A 26212-nucleotide genomic window follows, 5' to 3' on the forward strand; every position below is an offset into this window, starting at 1 on the left:
GTCCTCTTTATTGCGCTCAGTCTACGTCGAGACAGAGATACTTCAGTTCTAGGTAGTCTTCGATACCGTATTTAGAGCCTTCTCTCCCAAGGCCTGATTGCTTGACGCCACCAAAGGGTGCAACCTCGTTGGAGATGATGCCCGTGTTGATACCCACCATGCCGCTCTCAATACGTTCCGCAACCCGTGTCACGCGACGAATATCGTTCGAGAAGAAGTAAGATGCCAAGCCGTAGATCGTGTCGTTAGCCATCTTGAGCACTTCCTCTTCGCTATCGAACCGGATCAGCGTCGCTACGGGGCCAAAGATCTCCTCGTTTGCGATACGCATCGAGTGATCAACGTCAACCAACACCTTGGGATTGAAGAAGTTGCCGTGTTCCTCAATCTCGTTACCAAGGGGGATCTGCTTGGCGCCGCGCTCGAGTGCGTCATCGACTAGCGCTTGCATATCCTGAACCGCTTTTGATGTGATCATCGGGCCAATATCGGTGCCCGCTTCTGCACCATTACCAACGTTAAGTTGCGCGACTTTGGCAGTGAACTTTGTTAAGAACTCATCGTAAACATCGCTGTGAATATAGAAGCGGTTTACGCATACGCATGTTTGGCCACCGTTACGAAACTTTGCTGCGATACCGCTAGCAACTGCCTTGTCGACATCAGCATCATCAAAGACGATGAAAGGTGCGTTACCGCCCAGCTCAAGCGAGGTTTTCTTGATGGTGGAAGCGCACTGCTCGGCAAGTAAACGTCCCACGGGTGTGGAACCTGTGAATGAGAATTTGCTGATGAGCGGGTGGGAGGTTAGTACTCCACCAATGGCACGGGAATCACCCGTTACCACGTTAAATACACCGGCAGGAATACCCGCTTGATCGGCAAGCTCAGCCAGCGCGAGTGCTGTGAATGGCGTTTCAGTGGCAGGTTTGACCACAATGGTGCAGCCTGCTGCTAGTGCCGGTGCCGCTTTTCGTGTGATCATGGCCGCAGGGAAGTTCCATGGTGTGATCGCACTACATACACCGATTGGCTGTTTAAGCGTTGTGATCCGCGTGCTTGCTACCGTTTGCGGGATAGTATCACCGTAAATACGCTTACCTTCTTCAGCAAACCACTCGATGAAAGACGCTGCATATAGGATCTCGCCTTTGGCTTCATGTAGCGGCTTGCCTTGCTCTAGGGTCATGATTAGCGCTAGATCATCGGCATTTTCTTCAATTAAGTTAAACCAGCGGCGCAGTATGGCAGCACGCTGCTTACCGGTTTGTGCGCGCCATGCATCCATCGCATCGTGAGCGTGTTCGACGGCTAAATTAACTGCATCTGTCGGCAGTGCCGGAATCTGTCCTAACACGGCTTGATTTGCCGGATTGGCAACATTGATGGTCTCCTCGGCAGAGACCCATTGGCCGTTTATATAGCAAGACTGACGAAAGAGGGAGGGGGATTTCAATTGATCCATTTTATTATGACCTCTAAATAGGGTTTGGGCAGTGTTGCCCAAACCTAAGTTGATGATCCGCGCAGCGTAATTAGCCCGCGTGGCACTTTGCAAGTGTGTGGTGGAAATGCGCAACACCGTGTTCGCTAATACCGCTGCGTTGACGGTCTGTCATGATGCGGCCTTGGCCACGGTAACCGCGCGATTGCAGACCACGCTGAACGCTCTCGACAAGACGTAAATCTTCTGGGCGGAAGACGTCACGGTACCATTCCACGAGATCTTTTTGGTATTGCGTCAGCTCTTCGTTGAGGAAGTAGATCTCGTAGTGCTGCAAGGTTTCACCCGCGCTGACTGGGAACTCGTAGATCACCGTCATGAAGTCGCCGCCAGGAGGCATGTTGAACATAGTGCAAGGCCAGATCCAGTAGCCTGTGAAGTTTGGATTCTCGAGAGAGTCGTCAAATTGGAATGAGCTATCTGACGGTTTGGCTTCGCCAATTTGAACCGTCCAATTTTCATTCAAAACGTGCTCGTAGACATCAACGTTGACTGAGCTTGCGAAACTAACGTGGTTCGTAGGGCAGTGGTAGCACTCGATATAGTTATCCACGATCGCTTTCCAGTTGGCCGGTGTATGGCTAACGAAACGTGCCGCTAGCTTCAGGTCTTTGATGTTTGGCATACGGCTGTTCATATGCTCGGCAAGACCTGGCAGTTGCTCTTCAATCGGTTGAGGCTCGCCTTCGGTGAGGTTGATGTAGATGAAGCCAGCATGCTCTGTGACATGGAACGGTGTTAAGCCTAGCGCCTCATGCTCGAAGTTGTTTACGTTTTCGCAGTTTGTTGCGTGAGCAAGCTCGCCATCCAGTTTGAACGCCCAAGCGTGGTAAGGGCAAGTAATAACGTTTTTTGCCTTGCCGCTGGTGCCGCTCATTAGCTGGTGTCCACGGTGTGGGCAAACATTGTAGAACCCGCGTAATACCTTATCGCGGCCACGCACGATGATTAGGCTTTCACCAATGATTTCACGCGTGATGTAGGCGTTCTTATCCGCCACTTCGCTACTGTGAGCGACGCATACCCAAGAGTTTGCAAAGATCTTCTCTTTTTCGAATTCGTAGGCTTCTTCGGATGTATAGTAGCGCGCCGGAATAGTCCATGCGTTGTCGATGTCTTGGTGGTCTTCAATACGGATAATTTGCTCAACAGTCATGATTGGCTCCACAGATATTTTTATTATGTAAACTCTTGGTTTACTGTTGCGTGATGATAGGCACCTCTTTGACTGAGGTCAAGTAAAAAGTAAACTGATGTTTAGCATTGTTTACATGGCTATATATGCGAGTAGCCGTGCGCACCAGCCCCATAATTCCGGGATTTTTAGGGTATGTAGCTGAAATATGTTGATATTTTTTGTTGACAGAGATCAATAGAGAAGAATATCTTTGTAAACCGCAGGTTTATATGTGCTTGGTTTTTTGTGATTTGTTAACCAAAAGGTTGGCTTTTCGCTAAACAGCTGAGCTTTGAGGGATCTTTAACAATTAAAACGGCCCACGCGATGCAGGAGGCATCTGGTGTAGCTGTGCCTGTGTTGCACAACCCGCTTTCACGCCCAACTGCCGAGCAGTGTTGAGAGCAAACCACTTTTAAATATAAAAACAGGTAATCCAAATGAGTGTGGTTAAAGAAGACAAGAAAATGGCGGTAGACCCCGCCATCCTGTGGCCTGCGGTACTCGCAATATTGGCGGCGAGCATCCCACTGGCGCTAAACCCTGTCGCCGGAAAGGCAGTCGTGAGCGGACTGCTTAGCTGGTTCACTGGCAACTTCGGTTGGCTCTATTTGCTAACTGGGATTGGCAGTTTTTTCTTCATGGTGTGGCTCGCATTCGGACCATTAGGAAAGATCAAGCTGGGTGGTCCTGAAGATCAGCCTGAATTCAAGAAATTCTCTTGGATTACGATGCTGTTTTGCGCAGGTATCGGTATCTCTATCTGTAACTGGGCATTCGTTGAGCCACTGTACTTCCTATCTGGCCCGCCATTGGGTATAGAGCCGAATACACCGGCAGCTGCTGAATGGGCTGCGATGTATCCAATGTTCCACTGGGGTGTTGTACCTTGGGCGCTATATTTGATGCCAGCGCTACCTATCGGTTACGCGTTGTATGTTCGCAAGGTGCACGTACTGCGTTTGAGTGAAGCATGCCGAGGCATCTTGGGTGACCTCGTTGATGGCCCTGTGGGTAAAGTGATCGATATCATCGTGATCTTCTCTATTGTTGGCGGTGTGGGTACTTCGTTGGGCCTTTCTGTGCCACTGGTTTCCGAGCTGTTCCAAGCAATGTTTGGGTTAGAGGATTCGTTCCTACTCCAGATGGCGATCTTAGCGGCGTGGACACTGATGATCGCGTGGAGCGTATACAACGGTTTGAACAAAGGTATTCAGACGCTCTCGAACATCAATGCGATGCTGGCGTTTATCTTGTTGGTTTTCGTTCTTTTCGCAGGCTCTACCGTGTTCCTACTGAACCTGTGGTCAAACAGCTTTGGTCTGTTTATGGATAACTTCTTCCGAATCAACTTCTGGACAGATCCGGTAGATAAAGGTGGTTTCCCAGAAGGTTGGACGATCTTCTACTGGGCATGGTGGATCGCTTACGCACCGATGATGGGTCTGTTTGTAGCACGTATCTCCCGTGGCCGTACCATCAAAGAGCTGATTATCAATGGGGTTGTTTGGGGCAGTATCGGCTGCTGGGCGTTCTTCGCAATCTGGGGCGGCTATGCGATCGATACCGATGTCTCCGGGCGCGTTGATCTACAAGCCGTGCTCAATGAAGGCGGTATTCCAGCGACAGTCGTTGCTGTGCTCCAGAGCTTGCCAGCGGCGAGTATTATTATCCCAGTGTTCACACTGTTGTGCTTTGTGTTCTTAGCAACGACCGTTGACTCTTCTGCTTACATGCTTGCTGCGATCTGTACGAAGGAGATAACAGGTTATCAAGAACCTGAGCGTTGGAACCGCATCATGTGGACGATCTTGCTAGCGTTTGTCGGGGTAGGCCTGCTGTCGGTTGGCGGACTGAAGGCTGTGCAAACGTCTACCATTCTTGTCGCGCTACCGATGATTCCTGTCTTGATCATTATGGCCGCTTCGATGTTGCGTTGGGCTCACCAAGATTTCGGTCAAGACCTAGCGCCCAAAGCACTAGCCATGTGTGAAAAAGAAAACAAGGCTATCCAAGTGACTCACTTGCCAAATGAAGCATCTGATGTCGCGGTGGACAAGCCAGCGTAGTCTCGCCCCGGGCGCATAGTGCCGCCCTTTTTAGGTACCTCTGCCCACTTGTCGGCGGCAGAGGTATCGTTTTTCCTCGGTACCTATCATGCTGCTAGCTGGCTTATAATGGAAGTCATCCGTTTGCTGGCTAGGAGCCCCTTCAAATGTACGCTGTTATTTTTCGTGCCAAGTTGCGCCATCTTGATGACGAGTATGGTGAGATGGCCGCCAAGCTCAGAGCGCTCGCTTTTGAGTCCTATCATTGCCTCGATTTCACCGCGCTGACAGAGGGCGACAATGAGATTGCCATCTCCTACTGGTCTAGCCTTGAGGATATCAAGCGTTGGCGCGACGATCCGCTCCATGCCGAGGCACAAAAGATAGGGGCGCAACGCTGGTATGAACACTATCAAGTTGAAGTGGTTGAGGTGGCAAGACGTTATCAATCGTCTTAGTGTGGATGCGCGGCGCCTTTTCAGAGCGCCGCATAGGTTGGGATCAGTCGATCAGCCCGCTACGCGGTGATGATGCCCGTCCATAGGTGGCTGCCGGCATACGACCAGCGAGGTAGCCAGCACGTCCCGCTTCCACAGCGAGTTTCATCGCTTCTGCCATCAAAACAGGTTGGTCTGCATGGGCAATCGCACTGTTCATAAGAACGCCATCACAGCCAAGCTCCATCGCGACAGTGGCATCAGAAGGGGTGCCGACCCCTGCATCAACGATGATTGGAACCTTAGCGTTTTCAAGGATTAAGGCGATATTATGAGGGTTGCGGATGCCGAGTCCAGAGCCGATAGGCGCGCCGAGCGGCATAACGGCAACGCAGCCCATCTCCTCTAAACGCTTCGCGATCAAAGGGTCATCACTGGTATAAACCATCACTTGAAAGCCGTCTTTTATCAGCGTTTCTGCTGCGGCAAGAGTCTCTGTTACGTTGGGATAGAGGGTTTTATCGTCACCCAGCACCTCAAGTTTGACTAAGTCATGCCCGTCTAGCAACTCACGCGCGAGTCGACACGTACGCACCGCCTCGTCTGCGGTATAGCAGAACGCCGTGTTGGGCAGAATACAGTATCGCTCTGGGGAGATCACATCCAACAAGCTCGGCTCGTTTGGGTTCTGCCCAATATTGGTGCGGCGTAGCGCAACCGTGACAATTTCCGCACCGCTGGCTTCAATTGCTAAGCGCGTTTCGTCAAGGTCGCGGTATTTGCCCGTACCCACCATCAAGCGTGATTGGAAGTTATAAGTACCAACGTTTAGTCGATCACTAGACATGGTTAGCCCCCTCCGATGGCACGCACAATTTCAACGCGATCACCTTCACGGACGCGCGTTGTCGGGTGTTCGCTGCGGGGGATGATTTCGCTATTGATCTCCACGGCGACGCGCTTTTCGTGAAGGTTCAGTGTGCTGAGAAGCTCAGCCACATTGTTGGCTTGCTGAACCCTTACAGGTTCGCCATTTACGGTAAGACGGATCATATCACTGACCTCCTCATTTTTATTATTGCCGGAATAGGGCTAGCGTCATGGTCGATAAAAACGCGGATATGACGAAGATCCAGATGCTGGCGGGAAGTGAGTCCAGCGCTGGCATCATATTGCAAATAAAACTGGTTCTAACGGCTAAGTGGTGCGTCTCGTTAGCTTATTCGGTATCACAAGACCAGTATCGAGCGCCCCTTTATGGTGCAAAACCTCTGGTCTGTTGTAACGGATGCCGGGAAGACTCCAGCCTCTGTAAAAAAATAAATCTAAATCTCAGGGGAGTGCGATATGACTTATAACGCCCACGAATTTGACGCAAAAGAAGTAGTTGGAAACGATCGAGACCACGTTTGGCATCACATCACCCAGCACAAGCCATTTGAAAACGCAGATCCGATGGTGATCGTGAAAGGCGAAGGTATGCGTGTTTGGGACGCAAAAGGCAATGAGTACCTAGATGCGGTATCAGGCGCAGTTTGGACGGTTAACGTAGGCTACGGCCGCACTGAAATTGCAGATGCAGTACGTGAGCAGTTGGTCACTATGAACTACTTTGCTCAAACAGCAGGCAACGTACCCGCAGCGCTGTTTGCTGAGAAACTGGTGAGCAAAATGCCGGGCATGAGCCGCGTTTACTACTCCAACTCGGGCTCAGAAGCGAACGAGAAAGCATTTAAAATTGTGCGCCAAATTGCGCAGAAAAAGTATGGCGGTAAGAAATATAAAGTTTTGTTCCGCGAGCGCGACTATCACGGTACAACGATCACAGCACTCAGTGCGACAGGGCAGTTTGAGCGTAAGAACCAATACGGCCCATTCACTCCAGGCTTTGTTGAAGTGCCACATTGCTGCGAATACCGCCCGCAGAGCGATGCAGATCTCGAAAACTATGGTGTTTGGGCTGCCGACCAAATTGAAAAAGTGATCCTAGCGGAAGGGCCAGAAACTGTTGGTGCGTTGTGCTTAGAGCCCATCACGGCGGGTGGCGGCGTGATTGAACCACCTCGTGGTTACTGGGATCGCGTGCAAGAGATCTGCAAAAAGTACGACATCTTGCTACACATTGATGAAGTGGTGTGCGGTCTGGGACGTACTGGTGAGTGGTTTGGCTACCAGCACTACGGCGTTAAGCCTGATATTGTCACGATGGCGAAGGGTGTTGCGTCGGGTTACGCTGCGATCTCTTGCACGGTTACAACCGAAGAGGTGTTCAGCGCTTTCAAAGAGGACGATGACGCGCGTATGGGTTATTTCCGCGATATTTCCACCTTTGGTGGCTGTACCGCAGGGCCTGCAGCGGCCTTGGTCAACATGGAGATCATCGAACGCGAGAATCTACTCGATAACGTTAAGATTCAAGGTGAGTACCTGCGCGGCCGCCTCAATCAGTTGCAAGAGAAGTACGATATTATCGGTGATGTGCGCGGCAAAGGCCTTTTCGCCGGCTTCGAGCTTGTTAAAGATCGTGAAACTAAAGAGCCTGTTGACGAGTCTCTACCTATGGCGATTGCGGCACATTGTATGCAGAATGGCGTGATTATTGGGCGCACAAACCGCTCTTTCGAAGAGTTTAATAACACCATTTGCTTAAGCCCAGCTTTGATCGCAACTCAAGCTGATATCGACCGCATTGTTGATGCGATTGATGCTGCGCTGGCTGAGCTGGCTTAACACCCACTAGGCTTTCATCTGCCATAGAAAAAAAGCCCGTCCACATTTGCCAACTTGGTGATGTTGGCGGGCTTTTTGCATTTGCTGCTACATTGTATCCTGAGCGCCAAACAGAAGAGCAGTGCGACAAGGAAGACAAATGGATGATGTTGAGCGATATGGCTCACAAGAAGGGAATCATCTATTTAAGATCTTGGTGACAAGGTCTGACACAGAACAATAATGATAAGGCAGAGATATGTTTCAACTTTTCCATCTGACGCCAGGCAAGGGCGGCAGTCTTCAGCAGCAGCTTCGTGAACAGATCGCAACGGCTATTCTCAATGGCAACATCCCGCTGGATACGCCGTTACCCTCAAGCCGTAAGCTATCTCAGCAGCTCCATGTTGCGCGAAACACCGTTGTGCTGGCGTATGAACACCTATTGGACGACGGCTATCTCATCGCGCGTGAGCGCAGCGGCTACTATGTGAACCCTGATATTTTAAACGGCCAGGTACGTGTGGCCAGCGCCCCACTTGCCGAGCATGAGAGCGTTAACCTGCCAGATTGGCAACAGCGTTTTAAGCTCAACCCAACTCAGCAACCGAATATTGTTAAACCGCGCGATTGGCAGAACTACCAGTATCCCTTTATCTACGGACAGTTTGACCCGTCACTATTCCCCACCGTGAACTGGCGAGAGTGTTGCCGTGATGCGGTCAGTGGTGCGGCGATTAGCGATTGGGCGGCTGACCGTTTCGATAACGACGATCCGCTGTTGGTGGAGCAGATCAGTACCCGCCTGTTGCCAAGACGGGGCGTGTGGGCATCACCAGACCAAATTTTGGTCACTGTTGGTGCACAGCAGGCGCTCTATATATTGGCGCAACTGCTCATGGACCGAAACAGTACCATCGGGCTTGAAGATCCGGGTTATGTTGATGTTCGCAATATCGTCGGCTTGAACCCCGTTAACATCAAAGGCATCCCTGTTGATGAGCAGGGCATGGTGGTGGATGAGCGTTTAGATGAGTGTGATCTTGTCTACACGACGCCAAGCCATCAGTGCCCGACGACCGTCACCATGCCAATCGAGCGGCGCTACGAGTTATTGAAAAAGGCTGATGAGCAAGATCTATTGATCATTGAGGATGACTACGAGAGTGAAACCAGCTTTGACTCGAATCCCGTGCCAGCGTTGAAGAGTTTAGACCGCTCGGGGCGCGTGATCTATGTGGGCAGTTTATCAAAAACGCTCGCGCCGGGTTTGCGGATGGGCTATATCGTGGGTCCGCCGGAGTTTATTCGCGAAGCGCGCGCCTTGCGGCGCTTGATGGTGCGTCACCCTGCGGCCAATAACCAGCGTTCGGTGGCGTTGTTTTTAGAGCGTGGTTATCACGACTCGTTAATCATGAATATCACCCGCAACTACCAAACAAGATGGCGTGCTATGCATGAAGCGCTCTCGGTTCATCTGCCGCGTTCCCATACCCAGCCAACCTTTGGTGGGTCTTGTTACTGGGTAAAAGGGCCAGAAGGCCTTGATGCTGAAGCGCTGCGTGCTCGGGCGCAGGAGGAGAGTATCTTGATTGAGGCAGGAGCGATCCACTTTCTGACGGATAATCCGCCTAAAAACTATTTCCGCCTTGGCTACTCCTCCATCGCTACTGATCGAATCGAGCCCGGCATTCGTAAACTTTCTGAATTGATCGATGAGCTTTTATAATTAAGCGCATCAAATAAAAAGCAGAAGGTTAGCGACATTGGCAAGAATCACTGCCTATATCCTTGGCGGCGCAGCAGGTGCTTATCTGCTCGCCGCGCTGGGACTTTTTATTATCCAACGCGATATTCTCTACCATCCCACACCCGTGCTAGCGCATGATTATCCTGTCGAGGTTGTTGCTAGCGGTGGTGAGCAGGTCAGGATCATTGTGCTCAACGAAGGGCAGGAGCAGGCGCTGATCTACTTTGGCGGAAATGGCGAGTCGGCACTGCGTAGCGCCCAATGGATGGAAGGTATGCTGCCGCAGCATACGGTGTACCTGATGAACTATCCGGGCTTTGGCGGTAGTGAAGGCGAACCGACCGAAGCGGCTCTGTTTGCTGCAGCCGATGTGCTTTTTGAGCAGGTTGTGAAGCGCCATAGCCGTATATCGATCGCAGGCCGCAGCCTCGGTACCGGCGTTTCTGCTTATTTGGCATCAAAACATGACCAGATCGATCGCCTTGTTCTTATCACCCCTTATGACAGTATTGAACAGCTTGCTGCCGCTCGGTATCCAATGTTTCCGGTTCATTGGCTGCTGCTCGACCGTTTTGACTCGGCAAAACGTGCGCCCAAAATCACCGCACCGACGCTATTGGTGGCTGCATCGGATGATCGAGTGGTCCCCTTTGGAAGTACCAAGCGGCTGCTGCAAGCGTTCAGCCCAGGTCTTGCATCGCTGGTGGTTATCCCAAATACGAATCACGTCAATATCTCTGATACGGATGCCTATCGGGAAAATCTGCGCCACTTTATAGGGTCTACACCCAATGGATAGTGCGCTGCTATATAAGTAAAAACCCTTGTTTTTGTTGCATGGTGGTCTACCAAATGGTAAATCTAGCCTCCTCGTTTATTCGGCTTCAAAAAGGACAGAGCACATGCATGATTTACAAAAGTTCTATATTAACGGCCAATGGGTCGAGCCATCTGGTTCTGAGGTGCTCGAGGTACTGAATCCATCGAATGAAGCACCCATCGCAACCATTCGCTTAGGTGACAACGATGATGTAGAGGCTGCGGTATCCGCGGCGACAGCAGCGTTTCCAAGCTTTAGTAAAACCAGCAAAGCGGAGCGTATTGCGCTGCTTGAGCGCATTATCGAAGGCTATTCCGCACGTATGGAAGAGCTTGCGCAAGCGATCTCGGAAGAGATGGGAGCACCGATCAGCTTTGCTCGAAAAATGCAGGTGCCGGCGGGTCTTGGCCATATCAAAGTGGCGTTGAAGCTCCTGAAAGAGGAAGAGTTCACGCAGGTGATGGGTACCACAACGGTCACCAAAGAGCCGATCGGTGTGTGCGCTCTGATTACACCGTGGAACTGGCCGCTCAACCAGATTACGTGCAAGGTCGCGCCTGCATTGGCGGTGGGCTGCACAATGATTCTAAAACCGAGTGAGGTGGCGCCACGCTCGGCACATATCTTCACTGAGATTCTCCATGATGCTGGCGTACCCGCTGGCGTGTTCAATTTAGTGGATGGTAATGGCGCTGGTGTGGGGTCTTCGCTAAGTGCGCATCCTCGTATCGATATGATTTCATTCACCGGCTCCACTGAGGCGGGCAAGCTGGTGTCGCAGGCGGCAGCCGTTAACCTTAAAAAAGTATCGTTGGAGCTGGGTGGCAAGTCGGCGAATATCGTATTGGATGATGTCGACTTTGAGAAAGTCATTAGCCGCAGCATCAAAGGTGTGATGAGTAACTCCGGGCAATCTTGTAACGCTCAGAGCCGATTGCTTGTGCCAGCCAGTAAGCTAGAAGAGTCTGTTGCCATTGCGAAACGCACGGCAGAATCGATTGTGGCAGGCGACCCGCTGGCCGACGACACGGTGATTGGCCCAGTGGTATCAAAGCCACAATGGGACAAAATCCAAGGCATTATCCAAGGCGCACTAGATGAAGGCGCACAGCTCGTTGCCGGTGGTTTAGGGTTGCCTGACAATGTAGAGAAAGGCTACTTCGTCAAACCAACAGTATTCAGCCATGTTAATACGCATATGCGGATAGCGCAGGAGGAGATCTTCGGGCCAGTTTGTACCATTATCCCTTACGAAACCGAAGAGGAGGCGATTACGATCGCCAATGATAGCTGCTTTGGTTTATCAGGAGGTGTCTACTCCGCCGATCTTGAACGAGCGAAAGCCGTTGCTAGCCAAATGCGCACAGGTATGGTGCATCTCAATGGGGCGCCTGCGGATCCAAAAGCACCGTTTGGTGGTTTTAAAGAATCGGGAGCCGGCCGCGAGTGGGGCATTTACGGTATGGAAGAGTTCCTTGAGCCGAAATCGATGTTTGGTAGCATCCCGCGCGACTAAACGGATCTCAACCGGTTAGCTGAAGTAGTGGGCTGGTTTTTGGTATCAACACAAAGATACAGATCTAGTACTGGGAGGGCTTGAAGCCTCTCCCTGAGGATGTTTCGTCTAGTTTAAAGCCGCTCTCGGTGTGGCTGCCCCGAAGCTGGCTTTTACTTTTCGTTTATAGTGCTCAATAACATCACTCTCTCGAGGAGCGATGTCGCTTATTAGACTCGTCACGATCAGAGTCTGCTTTAGGCGCTATTTTTTCTTGACTTCAACGCTTGATAAAAATTAGAATTTACTGACCGGTTAGTCGGTTAGTCGGTTAGTCGGTTAGTCGGTTAGTCGGTTTGTTTGGTGGTGTTTGTGAGCAAAAAAGAACATATTTTAGACATTGCTATAGATCTGTTCGCAGAGAATGGTTTTGAGAAAACACCTATCTCGGCAGTCTGCGAGCGTGCTGGTGTTTCTAAGGGCTTGGTGTTTCATCACTTCAAGAATAAGGACGTTCTACTCCGAGAAATCTTCGTTCGCTCGACCGAGATTATTGGCGATATTGGCAAACCACACGAAGTAATTGCAGAACCAAAGCAGAGGCTTTGTGCATTAATTGAGTCTATTTTTTCGTCAATGGCGAAACACAGGAAGCTGTATCGCTTGAATCTCAACATCATGCTACAACCGCAAACGAGAGTCATTCTTAGTGATCTTATTGCTCAGAGAAATGCCATGTTATTTGACTCGACGAAAGCTATCTTCGAGGACATTTCCGAGGAAAGTAGCACAGTGTTAACGCACCTATTTGTTGCGGAGATCAATGGAATAGCACTGAATTATCTATATTTCTACGACGACTTTCCGTTGGATGAAGTCAAAAGCCAGTTAACTAAAAAATATACATAGAACTTATAGCTACGAGGGCCCAGCTTTTTTGAGCGTTTAGAATCATTTTACCTATTTTGCTGACCGACTAGTCGGTCATTGTTTGCAGGAAGTATGGGCAGATTGCTGCCTAACTTTCGACATGCGTAATATTTAGAAAATTGAGGTATTCAATTGAATATATCAAAGCAAGAACAGCGCGTTCTTCATATTCTCGCACTTGGTGGTTTGATTCGTTATCAACGTAGAGAGAGCGGTAAAGTCAGAGAAGTGACCTGTTACACACGAGAAGGTCATGTTTTTTCAGGTTGTTCTGTAGATACTTTCCAGAGTTTGAAGCACAAAAAATTGATCCGCTCCAAAAACAGCCAGCCGTATCGAATTACCAAACTTGGCGCTACTTCTGTTCAGTCACAGATGATGCAGAGGTGATGAGCGGTACTTCTTAGTAGATCAAACGACTTTTCAACTGTATCAAAAGGAAAACCTTTGATGAAAACACCATACGAAATTCAGTATGAAGCATTTGCCGCAGCGGGCGGCCTGTATGACGAGCGGCATGCTGCACTTTATGCAGGTTTAGCTGAAGCGATGATTGAGGATGGAAGCTTCTCTATACTTTACGAAGGCGTTGCACATGCGTGTTATACCCCGATTACTATCGATAAAGCCCCTCACTTGAAATGCTATGTTTTAGCTCCACTCGCAGTTCTGCCGGATTACCAAGGCAAAGGATATGCGACACGGCTAATGGAGCAGGCAGAAGAGCAGCTTGACGCAGATGTGATATTTGTCATGGGCGAGCCGCATCACTATGCGAATCGCTATAACTCGGCACATAAGGTATTGCCTCCTGTTTTGACTAAGGCGCCGCTCGAGTGTTGGTTTGCCAGAGAGCTGACTCCTCACGCACTCAAGGGTGTTGGAGAGTCCTCGTCTAGCATAACAGGCCCATACGCTGAGCCTTTAATGTGGGGGCACCCAAGCGAACAAGTTTAGAACCATCAGGCGCTAGCTTCTTGTTTTATTGAAAGAAGTTGGCGCTTTCTGTCCCATATCGAGACGCTTACATGTCTTGTACCTGTTGCTTTCATCTCTCAAACTGTCTATCCGCTGCTTTTCCTTTCAACTCATCTGACCTTTATAAGAGAGCTTGAACATCTTGCACGGAGGCTTCTTTTTCGATGGTGAGCCTTATGTCGTGCGAAGCTATCTATTTATAAAATAATCAAACCAAAGTTGCAGTTCTGAGTCATACTTCCTACAGCTGTATAAAAAATGCTCAGTGTTAGCGAGGTGGCTTTATGCAATATCTCAAGAAACATTGGCAAGGAAAGCTGAGTCTTCCCGTAGCGTTTTGGGTGAACTTTATTGGCGGTTTGGCGCTTTTAAAGTTAATCGAAGTCGCTATTTTAACAGGGGCTATGACCAACAGTCCTGTTCTATCTGCACGGGCGCTGCTGGTGCTTTATGTCGTGACAGCGCTTGTTCTTGTTTGGCAACTCGTGGGTCTTTGGCGTACGGCAGACGGCACGTTGTTACATGGGCACCGCCGCGGTTGGGCGGTTGCGGCGCGGTTTTGTGTCGCGCTTGCGGCAGGCTTTATGGTGGCGTTAGCATCGCAGGCGACCACAACATACAAAGAGCTGTATCGCATCGCTTTTGTGCCCGACCCCTTTGCTGATTACACGGTTCAACTGACCGATAACGGCAAGCTTTTGCACCTCCAAGGTGGTTTGGGGTTTGGCGTAACGGATGCAGTTGAACAAGTGCTTGAACGTCATGAGGATATCGAGGGTATTATTCTAGATAGCCGAGGGGGGGCGCATTTACGAGGGGCGCCAACTGGCATCCTTGATCTCCACCGCGGGTTTAGATACGTATTCGCTAACCGGTTGCTACTCGGCCTGTGGCACAGCATTTATCTCTGGCGAGCGGCGTTATCTAGCTGCGGGTGCGAACTTAGCCTTCCATCAATACTACACTGAAACGCCTAGCCTACATGACGCTGCACTGCTGCGTAGAGAGCAAGTGCGTGATCTGGTTTACTACCGAGAGCAGGGTGTCTCTGGGGAGTTTATCCAACGTATTTTTGCCGTTAACTCTGATGATCTTTGGTATCCCTCCACTAAAGAGATGATCGATGCTGGGGTTGTACACGCGGTTGTCAGCCCATCGAGTGTGCAAGAGACACAATATCAGCCATCCACGTTATTTGAAGTGGATGAGATGCTACAGTCGATGCCAGCTATGCGAGCCATCAACCGCCATGAGCCTGAGCTTTATCTTCAGATGTTGCATATGCTCAACCAGATGTTTATTGCAGGTGCATCGCCTATCGAGATCAAGCAGGTGGCTGGCAAGATTATTGCCGAGATGGCCGGCTCACTACTCCCAAGAACCAGCGATGTGGCCATTACTCAATTTGTGCAAGAGACTGCCAACCTGTTAGCAACCTTGCACATGATTAACCCGATACTCTGCATGAAGAATATCTTTCCTACCGTGTATGGTGAGCTTGATATCACCCGCCACCTATCAATCCAACAGATGACGCCGATGATGGTGGCATTTGAGCGTGTGATAGAGGATAGCTACACCACCGAAGCGGGAGCGCTCGATGTGGCGAATGCACAAACGATTGTGACGGATGTAGTCGTATCACTGGGGTTGAGTGCACATTTCTTACATAACCAGCGTTTGCGCGGTCACGAAGACTATTCGGCAGCGTGCCGTACGTTTATCCGATTTTATGATCGGATTTTAGCGCTACCACAGCGCGAGGCAGGTAATACATTGCGTTACTTATTTAGCTACTAGTTCGTCACAATGGGCTGCTAATATATAGGCTCAATGTAAATTAATAGCGCTTAGTGCAGTCAAGGAAGGGTTGGGTTTTGTATGGCGGAATTGAATTACTTCGAAAAATTATTGGCCCCAGCCAACCCTGCATTGAATCAATCTGCTGATCGCTTCTTCTATGATACGCAGTTGTTAACGGCTGCTGAGATCGAAAAGCTGGGCAGTGAAAGCAATCCTGAAGGCCATGTTCTGGTGGTCTATCCCCACGGAAGTGAGCACACTATTTTTAGTGGCTCCGCACAAGCGTGCGTCCATGCGCTTAAACTGTTACCCAAAGATCAGCGGCCCACAGCGGTTGTTTTATCTGGCGTTGGTAGCTCAGCACTTGGTAGTGCTGCGCTTGCGCGTGCGGTTGCGAATCAACTGCAAGGGCCAGTGATGGCGGTTATTACCGGTTTCGGCGCCGCAGATATGCTGTCTGAAGCGATCGGGGGGTGGTATGTGCATGGGATGAGAAATAGCTACGCCAGCTTCAGAGATTACTTTGATGCCGTTGCTCCGACGCCCGACAAACGGCTCTGCCAACTGACCGACAGTGAGCTTAACAGCGAGGAATCGCTGCGCTTGGTCTATGGCAGCCCGGATGGCGCAGCGCTGGTTTACCTGCTTTATCATCTGCGCAGTGATATAGGGCTGCTGGTTGGTCACAGCAAGGGCAATTATGTGATCGAGAATGCGTTACAGGCGCTTGTACAGCTGTGCGATAAGCAACTGGCTACACTCGCGAATCTGCATATTGTTACGGTGGGTGCAGCGGTGCATTTTCCTCGGGAGTTTACGCGCGTCAATCAGTACTTGGGCTCGCTCGACTGGTTCGGTATGCTGAATTCGCGCCCTGAAGCGTCGCGTGACTGGTTATGGGGGGCGAGCCATTCATTGAATCCACGTATGCCTACCGCGTTACAACTTGATGATATTTTGCGTCGCGCTGGCGTTATCAACTAACGGCTTAACATCGTTTTAGTCGGGCACTTTGCCTACTAGAAATAGGCATTCAGTTGCTTTTCTTCTATTTCAAACTGCAGATTTTTGATCTTCGGCTATGCTTTTAGAGCGCGGATCATTAGCGCACTATGGATATTAAAGGCAGGAAGCCTTTAGCTCTAAGAGACGAGTCTAGGATGGATGGGCGTCTTTTATAAGCGTATACGGGATGTCGTTAAGCGGTATGGAACCCATTGAGCTTACCTATTCAGAAGAGCTTGCTAAGAAATCTGCGACTGTCTTTTGGTTCAAACAGTTGAACCCAGTGATTGTGGTGCTGGCAGCAGGCTTGGTTACGTTGATCGTCTATCGTTTTATACAAAGCGATTCAGCCGTCATGCTGGTTTATGCGATGGGCGCGGTGATGTTAGGCGCGCTGGCATTGCTCGTCAGTTATATCTTAAATGTGCGCCGCGTCATCAACTACCTGAACTGGACGGCACAGGTTCCGGTAACCCTCGAGATGGATGAGCGTGGTATCAAGGTCAAATCTGGCAGCGAGCAAGATTCGTTAAAATGGGATCGTATCCCCGATTTATGGCGCCATGATCAAGTATGGCTGCTGCCGCTCTCTAACAAGCGTTTTCTATCGATCCCCACACGAGATCTAGGAAAATCCGGCTGCGATTTTATTTTAAACCGGCTAGCGGAGCACGGCGTACGTACCCACTAGCACGATTTAACACAACGTAGTTGTGTGCGGTGCTTTATGGCTCTTGCTTAGTGGCAGCGATCACCAGCTCACGAATACACACGTGCTGAGGCTGCTGGTAGGCAAACAGCGCAGCGCGTGCGATATCTTCTGGTACAAGCACGCTACCCATACTCTCTTTCCAAGCTTCGTAACCGGCGATGATCTCAGCATCCGTTGTGTGGCTGAGTAACTCAGTTTCGACGGCTCCGGGTGCGATCGTAATCACTCGAACACTGTCTGCTGCAACTTCTTCGCGTAAGTTTTCTCCCATCGCATGTACGGCAAACTTAGTGCCGCAATATGCCGCGTGATTCGGGAATGTCTTACGTCCCGCAATAGAGCTCACGTTCATGATGGTGCCGCCTTGGCGTTCTCGCATAGCGGGTAGAACGGCGTTGACACCGTTGAGCAAGCCTAAAACATTGACGTCATACATACGGCGCCACTCGGCAGGGTCTTGCTTATCAAGTTGGCCCAGTAGCATACAACCGGCGTTGTTGATAAGGCAGTCAATAGGCCCATATTGCGTTTCGGCCTCAGCCACTGCGCTTTGCAGAGCTTCTAGATCTGTTACGTCTACCGCTTTGCAAAGTGCGTTAGGCAGTTGGAGCGCCTCAAGTTGGTCTACGCGGCGCGCCATGAGTAGTAGAGGATGTCCAGCTTGACTGAACAGGCGAGCAAAGGCTGCGCCAATGCCTGAGCTTGCACCGGTAATAGCGATTAGTGGCTTATTCATCTTTTGTCTCCTCTGATTTCGTGATGTCGCCATTTTAACTATGCTATTATTTTGATAAATCCATATAATTAGAAAATACAATTAAGTATTTATGAACAGTAAGCAGTTTTCTGGCATATATGCGTTCGTTTCAGTGGTCGAGCATGGGAGTTTCACGCGTGCTGCTGATCTCACTGGCGTATCCAAAGCCAATCTCAGTCAGCACGTATCGCAATTAGAAAAGTCTTTAGGTGTTCAACTGCTCCATAGAACGACACGTCAACTGCGGCCCACAGACGTGGGAGAGGTTTATTATCAGCGTTGCCGCGAAGCGCTGGCGATTTTCAAGGACGTGAACGAGTGGGTGCAACAGGTACAGCGGGTTCATGCAGGTCATATCCAGATGAATAGCGTAGGTGGCTTGATCGGAGAGGCGGTTATTGCGCCGCTACTGATTGAATTTCAAGAGCGCTATCCAGAGATTGACGTATCGTTGGATTTCTCTAGTCAGCGCATCGATCTTCTTACGAGTGACTATGACCTCGTGCTGAGAATGGGGCAGTTAGAAGATTCGACTTTAATCGCCCGCGGTGTTCATCGTATGCATACGCGCTACGTGGCTAGCCCAAACTATTTGGCTGACTCCTCACCGATCGAGCAACCTGATGACCTGACTAACCACACACTGATCTTCGGTAGTGTGAGTGAGTGGCAGTTTGTGCAACAACGTCAGACCATTACAGTGAAAGCCCAGCGTGGTTTTCAAGTGCCCAGTGGTCGTGTGATGTGTGATGCTGCACTATCTGGGCTGGGCGTCACGCGCTTAGCTGATATCTACGTGGCGGCTGCGCTTGAAGATGGGCGCTTGGTCGAGGTACTACCGCAGTGGCACCAGGTAACGCCAATCTCACTGGTGTGTCCACCTGGCCGTTATCAGCTTGCACGGGTGAAGCTGTTGCTTGACTGGCTAGCCCAACAGTTTCCTAGTCGTTATCAAGAGGTGGCCATGCACGAAGGCCTGCGAAGTTAATTTAAGCGAGCAAAGCCCACGAAAAAGGGGCTAAAGTAGCCCCTTTATGCTTACATGAGCACGGATACCCAATTAACTTTTCTTACGCTGAGAAGACGCCGCAACACCTAGCAGTGAAGCGCAGAACAAAAATGCTGTTGCTGGTGCAGGAACGCTGGTTGCGCCACTACCAATATTCACTGTTAACTCAAGCGTACCGTCCTGCCCGCCATAGGTGCTGCCTGTATAGCTGAAGGGTAAACCTGACTCAGAAAGGTCTGCAAGGCTAATCCCTGTAACGAACAACTCGCCACCCCAGCTGACAGTGTCACCCCCAGCAAACGACAGCAGTGTATCGCCAGAGATGCCCACGCCAATATCATCATTATCGACACCGCCGTCGTCATCGATGTAAACCATGTTGATATCACGAGTGTCGGCACCCACACTCAAGAATGCGTTACCGGTAAGCGAGGTGTTTTCGAAATCGCCAACCTCAGTGTATGAACCAATATTTGACCATACATCGGGAGAACCTAGATTGCCTGAGTAATCAAAATAACCAGCGCCGCCAGCTGTAGCCGAGCCAGAAAATGTCCATTTAGTTGTTCCTACAGCATTACCTTCAGTTATTTCGAGGATAAGGCCAGCATCAGCGACGCTGCTCATAAGAAGTAATGCGGAAAGCGCTAGTGGCTTTTTCACTTTAAAATCTCCTATATGGTTTTATTTTATTGATAGATAGTTATTGCACCAAAATAACGGGCCATCGATTAGTGATCTGATTTTTAGCCGTCAACCGGCGACGCTTCTGTTTATGCGGCGCTGGTTGACAGAAATCGGGCTCTTTTTTCTATAAAACAAAGGATAGAAATATCAATAATAGAGAGGACCACTCAACGGTAATCTACAGATTCAGAAAAAATAATCAAACAACTGTTTTAAATAAATGTTTATTTTTTAATATTTTATTTTCTATATTATTTAATGCTGAATGAAAGGTTAAAAATTTCTATTTTTTAGCGTATCAATTAGGTGACGTTTAACTAAGTTTTAAGGTCTTTTATAAAAGTATTGTCCCTTAAATATTCTTTAAAAATTAATATATCGCTCCGTTGCTCTAGAGCCATTTACTGCTCTAAAGGTGATCTGTTGTAACTCTGCGCAGACAAAAATTACGCCTACCGGCGAGGTAATCTGAAGGTGTGTTTGTTTTGCGCTGTTGTCATTTAAAAAGCGGCGCTTTCTACCTTGTCGTTGTCTAGGAAAAAGCGCGTGATACTTTTTTTACAATTACGTGACCTCTAATTGAACACTCCTCCTTAATCTAACTCCTGTACGCGCTGCTCTAGCAGGATTGGCGCTGTTTCTATCTATCCGGCACTTGTATCTGGACTGAGTATCAATAGCTGCTAACTTAAACAGGAAGCTGCAGTAAGAAGGTAAAGACGATGCACGAAAGAATACTCATTGTTGAAGATCAAGAAGATATCAATGCACTCATCGCTATGAATTTAGAGGCGATCAATTATACCGTTACCCGCGAAATGAATGGTCAAGACGGGCTCGCACGTGCGCTTAATGAGAATTTCGACTTGATTGTGCTAGATCTTATGTTGCCGGGGATGGATGGTTTACAGGTTTGTCAGACCTTGCGTGCGAAAGAGGTCTATACCCCTATCTTGATGTTAACAGCCAAGAAAAGTGAGGCAGACCGTGTTGTCGGGCTAGAGGTCGGCGCGGATGACTACCTCACCAAGCCTTTTAGTGTGCTGGAGTTGCAAGCTCGTGTAAAAGCGCTGTTGCGCCGTATGACATTGAACAAGCAACAGCAAACGATGGATGATGGTGATCTGCTGGTATTTGGTCAGTTGCGGATCAATAAGCTAAAACGCCTTGTCTCCATTGCGGGAGAGGCGCTCAGCTTAACGGCGAAAGAGTTTGATCTACTGTTGTATCTAGCGAGCTACCCTGGGCAGGTGTTCAGCCGCGAGCAGCTGCTGAATGCGGTGTGGGGTTATCAGCACAGCGGTTACGAGCATACGGTGAATTCCCATATTAACCGTTTGCGTGGCAAGTTAGAGGTCGACCCTTCAAGCCCTCAGTATGTGATGACGGTTTGGGGTGTGGGGTATAAGTTTAATGAGCAATAAGGCGTTTGGCAGTTTTCAGGGGCGTTTGTCGCTAACCCTGTTTATCAGCTTTTTGACGGTAGGCCTGCTGGCGCTTGTGACACTGTTTTGCTCCATTCAGGTATTCCAGCAACAAGCCATGCAAGAGATGCACAAAGGGCTAGCGCAGCATGTGGTGAAGGATTATCTCGCGCAAGAGGGTGATACGATTGATCTTGCTGCAGCCAAGCAGACCTTTCATCAGTTGATGTTTTTGGGGCAAAACTTTGAGTTTTACGTCCTTGATACCAACGGCAAGGTGCTCGCATTTTCCGCCGAAGACCCAAATGCATTAAAACGAGCGCAGGTGGACTTGGTTCCATTACGTAACTATTTGGCCCAATCGCGAGTGCAGCGCCCTGTATATGGTGACGATCCGCGCTCAGAGTCTGCCACTAAAGTGTTCAGTGTGGCGCCGATCAAGCAGGACGAACAGCTCAAAGGGTATCTATATGTCATCCTCGGCAGCCAGGTCTATGATGCCGTTGCTGCACGGGTTTGGAACAATAAAGTGTTTCAGTGGGGCTTGATTATTTTGCTTGCCGGGCTGGCCTTTGCATTGTTTGCAACGCTGTTCGTTACAGGTGTTATTACCAAGCCGCTGCGCAGACTGACGCGTCAAGTGGATGCGATTCAACAAAAAGGTCTGAGCAAAGATCCGCGTGCCAATCTGGAAGCGATGCAGAAGTTAGAGTGCTGGTGCCCAGAAAGCGAACATGAGCTTGATAAATTGGGTGTGGCGTTTCGCCAGTTGGTGGACAAACTCAACGAGCAATATCAGCAGGTTGTTACGATTGATGACCTGCGTAAAGAGCTGCTATCCCACGTTTCCCACGACCTAAGAACGCCGCTGGCGTCTTTAATGGGGTATCTCGAAACATGGGAGCTGCAGCAGGGCAAAATGACGGATGAAGAGAGCCGCCAATATATAACGACGGCGAAGAAAAGCGCTTACCGCATCTCTACGCTGATCGAGCAGCTTTTTGAACTCGCGCACCTGGATAGCGGCAATGTTCAGGTCCAAAAAGAGCAGTTTCCTATCGCGGAGCTAGTGCAAGATGTTCTGCAAAAATTCCAGATTCAAGCGGGCAAGCGGGGTGTGTCACTCGATGTGATGCCAAAAAACAGCGCGATCTGTGTTTGGGGTGATATCGAAAAGCTCGACCGTGTCTTTACCAATTTAGTTGAGAATGCGCTGCGTCATACGCCCGATAAAGGTGCTATTACCGTCCATCTTTTTGAGCGTTCCAGCATGGTTTCGATTGAGGTAACGGATACGGGTATCGGCATACCAAGCCAAGATATTCCCCATATTTTTGATCCCCATTTCAAGGCGCAGAATAGTGTGCGTGAGAATACCGCGCATGGCGGTTTGGGGCTCGCTATTACGAAGAAGATTCTCGATCTGCATCAAACCACTATTGCAGTGAGAAGTAGCTTGAACGAAGGCACCACGTTTTCGTTCACGCTAAACAAAAGCGCTTAGCAGTTAACACAAACTACGAGTTGTGTGAGCTAGCCGAGCATCTAACTAACGTTGTATATAGCATAACGGCTGTGTGTCAAAAACAATAAGTATGGCACCAGACAAGCGAGGACTTAGCCATGAATAACTATCTAAAACCGGCACTAAATGGGGCAGCAATTGCATTAGCAGCGGCAGGCTTGGCAGCATGTGGCGCGACTCAACAAACCGCTTCTCAAGCGTCTGCAGCTGCAGATCAAGTAGAGATGGTGCATTGTTACGGTGTGAACCAGTGTAAAGGCCACAACGACTGTGGTGGTAAAGATAACGCATGTGCGGGCCACGGCTCTTGCAAAGGCTCCGGCTTTGTAGGTATGCCTGCAAAAGCGTGTGCTGACGTAGGTGGTTCGGTAAAAGATGACTGGCGCGGTGCGATCGGCAAAGCTGACCTAACCCAGTGCTATGGTGTTAACATCTGTAAAGGTCATAACGACTGTAAAACAGCAGACAACGCTTGCGCGGGCCATGCGTCTTGCAAAGGCACAGGCTTTGTTCTGACAACACCGCAGTCTTGCGACCACATTGGCGGTAACAACGACGTCTAAGCGCGGCTGAATACGCGGGAGTGCCATGCTCCCGCATTGTCACGGAGCACACGATGAAACGAGAATTTTTAGGGTTTGGATTAGGGCTGCGTACTGATCACTTCCACGATGTATTAGCTGAGCGGCCACCAGTTGATTGGTTTGAAGTGATTTCAGAAAACTTCATGATTGAAGGTGGCAAACCAAAATACTACCTACATGAAATACGCCAGCACTATCCCATGGTCATGCATGGTGTCTCGCTCTCAATCGGCTCCACCGACCCGTTAAACCGTGACTATCTCACCCGCCTTAAGCGCTTAATTCAAGAGCTTGAGCCGGCTTGGGTATCGGATCACCTTTGTTGGACGGGCGTGAACAAAGTGAATAGCCACGATCTGTTGCCCGTTCCTTACACCGAAGAAGCTCTTAATCATATTGTTTCGCGGCTAGATCAGGTTCAAGAGTTCTTGGGCCATCCTATTCTGATGGAAAATCCATCCAGTTACGTTGAATTTACCGACTCCAGTATTCCTGAATGGGAGTTTATGGCCGAGATGGTACGCCGCTCTGGCTGTAAAGTGCTCTTGGATGTGAACAACGTCTATGTGAGTGCGCGCAACCACAACTACGACCCACATGCTTATATTGGCGCCTTTGACCCGGAGAGCATCTGGCAGATCCATTTGGCAGGGCACACTGACTATGGCACCTATGTGATAGATACCCATGATCATCCAGTGTGTGACGCCGTATGGGAACTGTACCAAACAACCATCGCGAAACTTGGTCCGGTAAGTACTATGATCGAGCGTGATGATCATATTCCCCCTTTACCTGAACTGTTAGCCGAGTTAGATCAAGCGCGCCAACTTGCCAGTGCAGTGCTACCTGAACTGCGTGAAGGGATACCTGCATGAGCGACCTTAAGCACCTGCAAGAGCAGATGATGGCCTTTATTATGGGGCAGCCTTCGTCTACCGATGGCCTACTCAAAGAGGGGCAGGGTGCGGATACCCAAACACGGCTTGGAATATACCGAAACAACTACCTGTGTGCGCTGCGTGATGTGCTTGATACCGACTTCGATATTCTGGGGCGCTACATGGGGGATGAGCTGTTTGACCCGATGATCGAGGGATATATCGAAACGTGCCCATCTCAGTACACATCGCTACGCGATTTCGGTAATCAAATACCGCAGTTTTTAACCGAGACCGAACCGTTTAAAAACTACCCGCAGCTTGCGCATCTGGCTCGTTTCGAGCGTGCCCTGATGGACTCCTTTGATGCAGCAGACCGACCGCGCTTAGCGCGTAGCGACCTGATGGCCATACCACAGGAGCAATGGCCTAACATGACGCTGCGTTTTCATCCAAGTCTGCAGCGCTTTCAAGCGCCCTACAATGTTGTAGAGATTTGGCAGGCGATCAAAGCTGAGCAGCACCCACCTGATCTGACCACTCAAGCTGCCATGTGGGTGCTATGGCGAAACGCCGAGCGCTTGACTGAGTTCCGCTCCGCAAGTGATTTCGAGCAACTGATGTTGAATGGCTTCCTAAGTGGCAACAACCTCGCTGGCGTTGCAGAGCAGCTAGCCGCGAGCTTTGCTCCAGATGTAATCGCTGCGCACTTGGTTGAACAACTGTTTACTTGGCTTGATGCGGGCTGGGTTATTGCATTACCCACCGATGCAGGCACTGAGTTAACTGCCGTTTAAACAATAGATCGGTTACCATGCTCCCTTTTTCGGGGATTGCTCATGCTTGCTCAGTACCAAGCACTTGTTGATGCAGGGGAGATCGCTGTTGATGCAGCCCAGCAAGAGGCTGTGGTAGCGCTGGATCTTCTCTCTGTAGAGCTGTCCGCTGATATTAAGCGCTTTACGCTGCGCCGAAAGCCGATCAAAGGGCTGTACCTTTGGGGGGATGTTGGTCGCGGAAAAACCTTCCTCATGGATCTGTTTTACGACAGTCTGCCGCCGGATAAAAAAGTGCGCATGCACTTTCACCACTTTATGGCGTGGGTGCATCGCTCCCTTGAAGAGGTAGCCGGTCAGCCGGAGCCACTCACCGTTATCGCTAAGCGCTTTGCAAAAGGGCATAGAGTCATCTGCTTTGATGAGTTTTTTGTCTCTGATATCGCCGATGCGATGCTACTGGGGCGCCTTTTTGACGCGCTGTTTGCTTGCGGCGTAACACTCGTAGCCACCTCTAATATTCCGATCGAGCGGCTCTACTGGGATGGTTTACAGCGCTCCCGTTTCTTGCCTGCGATTGCATTGCTTGAAGCTCACCTTCGGATGCTACATCTCAGTGGAGTCCATGATCACCGACTGCGCCATTTGACTCCGCAAAAGACCTACTACTTACCTCACGAACAGGATTTTGCTGTGCTGTATTCCCGTGTTGCAGATGAAATGGCTCGGCCTAGTAGCATCTGTATATTGGGGCGCGATATCGATGTTTATGGTGTGAGTAAAAAGGCTGTTTGGGCTGATTTTACCGCGCTGTGTGAAGGCCCGCGATCTGCGCTGGACTATATCGAGATAGCCAAACGTTGGTCAGTGGTCTTGGTGAGTGGCATTCCAATACTAGGGGGAGAGCTGCGCAGCGGTATCAAAGCGCGTGGGACTGAGGATGGGAGTTTTTCGGTTACCGAAACCGGTGAGCGGGTTGTGCAGCACGCGAGGATGGATGACCCAGCTCGGCGTTTCATCAGTCTAGTAGATGAGTTCTACGATCAAAATGTAGCGCTTTATCTCCAAGCGGATGTGCCGCTGGCTGAGCTGTATTGCGGTGGCGCGCTAACGTTTGAATTTCGCCGCACCCGCAGCCGCCTGACCGAGATGCAATCGCATGAATATTTGCAGCGCGCCACGGAGGAAACGGCGTAGGCAA

General features: G+C 50.0%; 25 protein-coding genes. 19 read left to right on the plus strand and 6 right to left on the minus strand.

Annotation, left to right across the window (positions count from 1 at the left end; genetic code table 11):
• Positions 1-16: 16 nt before the first annotated feature.
• Together EOE65_RS02410 and EOE65_RS02415 are read right to left on the minus strand one after the other, a co-directional pair.
• The gene (locus EOE65_RS02410) at positions 17-1465 is read right to left on the minus strand and encodes an NAD-dependent succinate-semialdehyde dehydrogenase (RefSeq protein ID WP_127692693.1); all 1449 of its coding nucleotides are present in this window, start codon (positions 1463-1465) and stop codon (positions 17-19) included.
• Between the two features lie 70 nt (positions 1466-1535).
• Positions 1536-2660, minus strand: coding sequence for an aromatic ring-hydroxylating oxygenase subunit alpha (locus EOE65_RS02415; protein WP_164846993.1), 1125 nt, complete (start codon positions 2658-2660; stop codon positions 1536-1538).
• A 461-nt stretch (positions 2661-3121) separates the two neighbouring features.
• On the opposite strand from EOE65_RS02415, the gene EOE65_RS02420 reads away from it, so the two are divergent.
• Complete coding sequence (locus EOE65_RS02420; RefSeq protein ID WP_127692694.1) at positions 3122-4750, plus strand: BCCT family transporter; 1629 nt, start codon at positions 3122-3124, stop codon at positions 4748-4750.
• Between the two features lie 146 nt (positions 4751-4896).
• Complete coding sequence (locus EOE65_RS02425) at positions 4897-5187, plus strand: antibiotic biosynthesis monooxygenase family protein (RefSeq protein ID WP_127692695.1); 291 nt, start codon at positions 4897-4899, stop codon at positions 5185-5187.
• 43 nt (positions 5188-5230) lie between these two features.
• Here EOE65_RS02425 and EOE65_RS02430 read toward each other — a convergent pair whose 3' ends face one another.
• Positions 5231-6013 carry a thiazole synthase gene (locus tag EOE65_RS02430; protein WP_127692696.1) on the minus strand — a complete coding sequence of 261 codons (783 nt, stop codon included), beginning with the start codon at positions 6011-6013 and terminating at the stop codon, positions 5231-5233.
• 2 nt (positions 6014-6015) lie between these two features.
• Positions 6016-6219 carry a sulfur carrier protein ThiS gene (gene thiS, locus EOE65_RS02435; protein ID WP_206052589.1) on the minus strand — a complete coding sequence of 68 codons (204 nt, stop codon included), beginning with the start codon at positions 6217-6219 and terminating at the stop codon, positions 6016-6018.
• 294 nt (positions 6220-6513) lie between these two features.
• On the opposite strand from thiS, the gene EOE65_RS02440 reads away from it, so the two are divergent.
• The 10 genes from EOE65_RS02440 (at position 6514) to EOE65_RS02490 (ending at position 17347) form a co-directional block, all read left to right on the plus strand.
• Positions 6514-7896 (plus strand): aminotransferase family protein, encoded by a 1383-nt coding sequence (locus EOE65_RS02440; protein WP_127692697.1) that lies wholly within the window; start codon positions 6514-6516, stop codon positions 7894-7896.
• A 238-nt stretch (positions 7897-8134) separates the two neighbouring features.
• Entirely contained in the window at positions 8135-9604 is a 1470-nt protein-coding gene (gene pdxR, locus EOE65_RS02445; RefSeq protein ID WP_127692698.1) for a MocR-like pyridoxine biosynthesis transcription factor PdxR, read from the plus strand.
• A 37-nt stretch (positions 9605-9641) separates the two neighbouring features.
• Entirely contained in the window at positions 9642-10424 is a 783-nt protein-coding gene (locus tag EOE65_RS02450) for an alpha/beta hydrolase (protein ID WP_127692699.1), read from the plus strand.
• 103 nt (positions 10425-10527) lie between these two features.
• Positions 10528-11961 (plus strand): aldehyde dehydrogenase family protein, encoded by a 1434-nt coding sequence (locus EOE65_RS02455; protein WP_127692700.1) that lies wholly within the window; start codon positions 10528-10530, stop codon positions 11959-11961.
• A gap of 351 nt (positions 11962-12312) precedes the next feature.
• On the plus strand, positions 12313-12849 hold the full coding sequence (locus EOE65_RS02460; RefSeq protein ID WP_127692701.1) for a TetR/AcrR family transcriptional regulator: 537 nt from the start codon (positions 12313-12315) through the stop codon (positions 12847-12849).
• Between the two features lie 153 nt (positions 12850-13002).
• Positions 13003-13260 (plus strand): YjhX family toxin, encoded by a 258-nt coding sequence (locus EOE65_RS02465; protein WP_127692702.1) that lies wholly within the window; start codon positions 13003-13005, stop codon positions 13258-13260.
• Between the two features lie 60 nt (positions 13261-13320).
• Entirely contained in the window at positions 13321-13827 is a 507-nt protein-coding gene (locus EOE65_RS02470; RefSeq protein WP_127692703.1) for a GNAT family N-acetyltransferase, read from the plus strand.
• Positions 13828-14682: 855 nt separating this feature from the next.
• Positions 14683-15648: a hypothetical protein gene (locus EOE65_RS02480; protein ID WP_164846994.1), complete on the plus strand. Its 966-nt coding sequence runs from the start codon at positions 14683-14685 to the stop codon at positions 15646-15648.
• 81 nt (positions 15649-15729) lie between these two features.
• On the plus strand, positions 15730-16635 hold the full coding sequence (locus tag EOE65_RS02485) for a hypothetical protein (RefSeq protein WP_127692706.1): 906 nt from the start codon (positions 15730-15732) through the stop codon (positions 16633-16635).
• Positions 16636-16843: 208 nt separating this feature from the next.
• Complete coding sequence (locus EOE65_RS02490; protein WP_164846995.1) at positions 16844-17347, plus strand: YcxB family protein; 504 nt, start codon at positions 16844-16846, stop codon at positions 17345-17347.
• 34 nt (positions 17348-17381) lie between these two features.
• Here the strand turns inward: EOE65_RS02490 and EOE65_RS02495 are convergent, their stop codons facing one another.
• Positions 17382-18104 carry an SDR family oxidoreductase gene (locus EOE65_RS02495; RefSeq protein WP_127692708.1) on the minus strand — a complete coding sequence of 241 codons (723 nt, stop codon included), beginning with the start codon at positions 18102-18104 and terminating at the stop codon, positions 17382-17384.
• A gap of 91 nt (positions 18105-18195) precedes the next feature.
• Here EOE65_RS02495 and EOE65_RS02500 point away from each other — a divergent pair, with 91 nt between their 5' ends.
• Positions 18196-19113 (plus strand): LysR family transcriptional regulator, encoded by a 918-nt coding sequence (locus EOE65_RS02500; RefSeq protein WP_127692709.1) that lies wholly within the window; start codon positions 18196-18198, stop codon positions 19111-19113.
• A 72-nt stretch (positions 19114-19185) separates the two neighbouring features.
• Here the strand turns inward: EOE65_RS02500 and EOE65_RS02505 are convergent, their stop codons facing one another.
• Positions 19186-19797, minus strand: coding sequence for a hypothetical protein (locus EOE65_RS02505; protein ID WP_127692710.1), 612 nt, complete (start codon positions 19795-19797; stop codon positions 19186-19188).
• A 746-nt stretch (positions 19798-20543) separates the two neighbouring features.
• Between EOE65_RS02505 and EOE65_RS02510 the strand changes: the two genes are divergently transcribed.
• From EOE65_RS02510 to zapE, 6 genes are all read left to right on the plus strand, one after another.
• On the plus strand, positions 20544-21245 hold the full coding sequence (locus EOE65_RS02510) for a response regulator transcription factor (RefSeq protein ID WP_127692711.1): 702 nt from the start codon (positions 20544-20546) through the stop codon (positions 21243-21245).
• On the plus strand, positions 21235-22749 hold the full coding sequence (locus tag EOE65_RS02515; RefSeq protein ID WP_127692712.1) for a sensor histidine kinase: 1515 nt from the start codon (positions 21235-21237) through the stop codon (positions 22747-22749). Before EOE65_RS02510 ends, EOE65_RS02515 begins: the two co-directional genes overlap by 11 nt.
• 119 nt (positions 22750-22868) lie before the next feature.
• On the plus strand, positions 22869-23333 hold the full coding sequence (gene bufA2 / locus EOE65_RS18180; RefSeq protein ID WP_127692713.1) for a BufA2 family periplasmic bufferin-type metallophore: 465 nt from the start codon (positions 22869-22871) through the stop codon (positions 23331-23333).
• A 53-nt stretch (positions 23334-23386) separates the two neighbouring features.
• Positions 23387-24232 carry an MNIO family bufferin maturase gene (bufB, locus tag EOE65_RS02525; protein WP_127692714.1) on the plus strand — a complete coding sequence of 282 codons (846 nt, stop codon included), beginning with the start codon at positions 23387-23389 and terminating at the stop codon, positions 24230-24232.
• The gene (locus tag EOE65_RS02530) at positions 24229-25032 is read left to right on the plus strand and encodes an HvfC/BufC N-terminal domain-containing protein (RefSeq protein ID WP_127692715.1); all 804 of its coding nucleotides are present in this window, start codon (positions 24229-24231) and stop codon (positions 25030-25032) included. The genes bufB and EOE65_RS02530 overlap by 4 nt, the downstream gene beginning before the upstream one ends.
• Positions 25033-25074: 42 nt before the next feature.
• On the plus strand, positions 25075-26208 hold the full coding sequence (zapE, locus tag EOE65_RS02535; RefSeq protein WP_127692716.1) for a cell division protein ZapE: 1134 nt from the start codon (positions 25075-25077) through the stop codon (positions 26206-26208).
• The last annotated feature ends 4 nt before the right edge of the window (positions 26209-26212 follow it).

Source organism: Neptunomonas marina, from assembly GCF_004005935.1.
Lineage (GTDB): Bacteria > Pseudomonadota > Gammaproteobacteria > Pseudomonadales > Balneatricaceae > Neptunomonas > Neptunomonas marina.

Excerpts from the sequence above, each read along its gene's own strand:
- zapE (WP_127692716.1), top strand. The coding sequence starts at position 25,075 with ATGCTTGCTCAGTACCAAGCACTTGTTGATGCAGGGGAGATCGCTGTT.
- EOE65_RS02510 (WP_127692711.1), top strand. The coding sequence starts at position 20,544 with ATGCACGAAAGAATACTCATTGTTGAAGATCAAGAAGATATCAATGCA.
- EOE65_RS02415 (WP_164846993.1), bottom strand. The coding sequence starts at position 2,660 with ATGACTGTTGAGCAAATTATCCGTATTGAAGACCACCAAGACATCGAC.
- EOE65_RS02530 (WP_127692715.1), top strand. The coding sequence starts at position 24,229 with ATGAGCGACCTTAAGCACCTGCAAGAGCAGATGATGGCCTTTATTATG.
- EOE65_RS02500 (WP_127692709.1), top strand. The coding sequence starts at position 18,196 with ATGAACAGTAAGCAGTTTTCTGGCATATATGCGTTCGTTTCAGTGGTC.
- EOE65_RS02425 (WP_127692695.1), top strand. The coding sequence starts at position 4,897 with ATGTACGCTGTTATTTTTCGTGCCAAGTTGCGCCATCTTGATGACGAG.
- bufA2 (WP_127692713.1), top strand. The coding sequence starts at position 22,869 with ATGAATAACTATCTAAAACCGGCACTAAATGGGGCAGCAATTGCATTA.
- pdxR (WP_127692698.1), top strand. The coding sequence starts at position 8,135 with ATGTTTCAACTTTTCCATCTGACGCCAGGCAAGGGCGGCAGTCTTCAG.
- EOE65_RS02410 (WP_127692693.1), bottom strand. The coding sequence starts at position 1,465 with ATGGATCAATTGAAATCCCCCTCCCTCTTTCGTCAGTCTTGCTATATA.
- thiS (WP_206052589.1), bottom strand. The coding sequence starts at position 6,219 with ATGATCCGTCTTACCGTAAATGGCGAACCTGTAAGGGTTCAGCAAGCC.
- EOE65_RS02440 (WP_127692697.1), top strand. The coding sequence starts at position 6,514 with ATGACTTATAACGCCCACGAATTTGACGCAAAAGAAGTAGTTGGAAAC.
- bufB (WP_127692714.1), top strand. The coding sequence starts at position 23,387 with ATGAAACGAGAATTTTTAGGGTTTGGATTAGGGCTGCGTACTGATCAC.
- EOE65_RS02455 (WP_127692700.1), top strand. The coding sequence starts at position 10,528 with ATGCATGATTTACAAAAGTTCTATATTAACGGCCAATGGGTCGAGCCA.
- EOE65_RS02490 (WP_164846995.1), top strand. The coding sequence starts at position 16,844 with ATGTCGTTAAGCGGTATGGAACCCATTGAGCTTACCTATTCAGAAGAG.
- EOE65_RS02470 (WP_127692703.1), top strand. The coding sequence starts at position 13,321 with ATGAAAACACCATACGAAATTCAGTATGAAGCATTTGCCGCAGCGGGC.
- EOE65_RS02495 (WP_127692708.1), bottom strand. The coding sequence starts at position 18,104 with ATGAATAAGCCACTAATCGCTATTACCGGTGCAAGCTCAGGCATTGGC.
- EOE65_RS02485 (WP_127692706.1), top strand. The coding sequence starts at position 15,730 with ATGGCGGAATTGAATTACTTCGAAAAATTATTGGCCCCAGCCAACCCT.
- EOE65_RS02430 (WP_127692696.1), bottom strand. The coding sequence starts at position 6,013 with ATGTCTAGTGATCGACTAAACGTTGGTACTTATAACTTCCAATCACGC.
- EOE65_RS02420 (WP_127692694.1), top strand. The coding sequence starts at position 3,122 with ATGAGTGTGGTTAAAGAAGACAAGAAAATGGCGGTAGACCCCGCCATC.
- EOE65_RS02515 (WP_127692712.1), top strand. The coding sequence starts at position 21,235 with ATGAGCAATAAGGCGTTTGGCAGTTTTCAGGGGCGTTTGTCGCTAACC.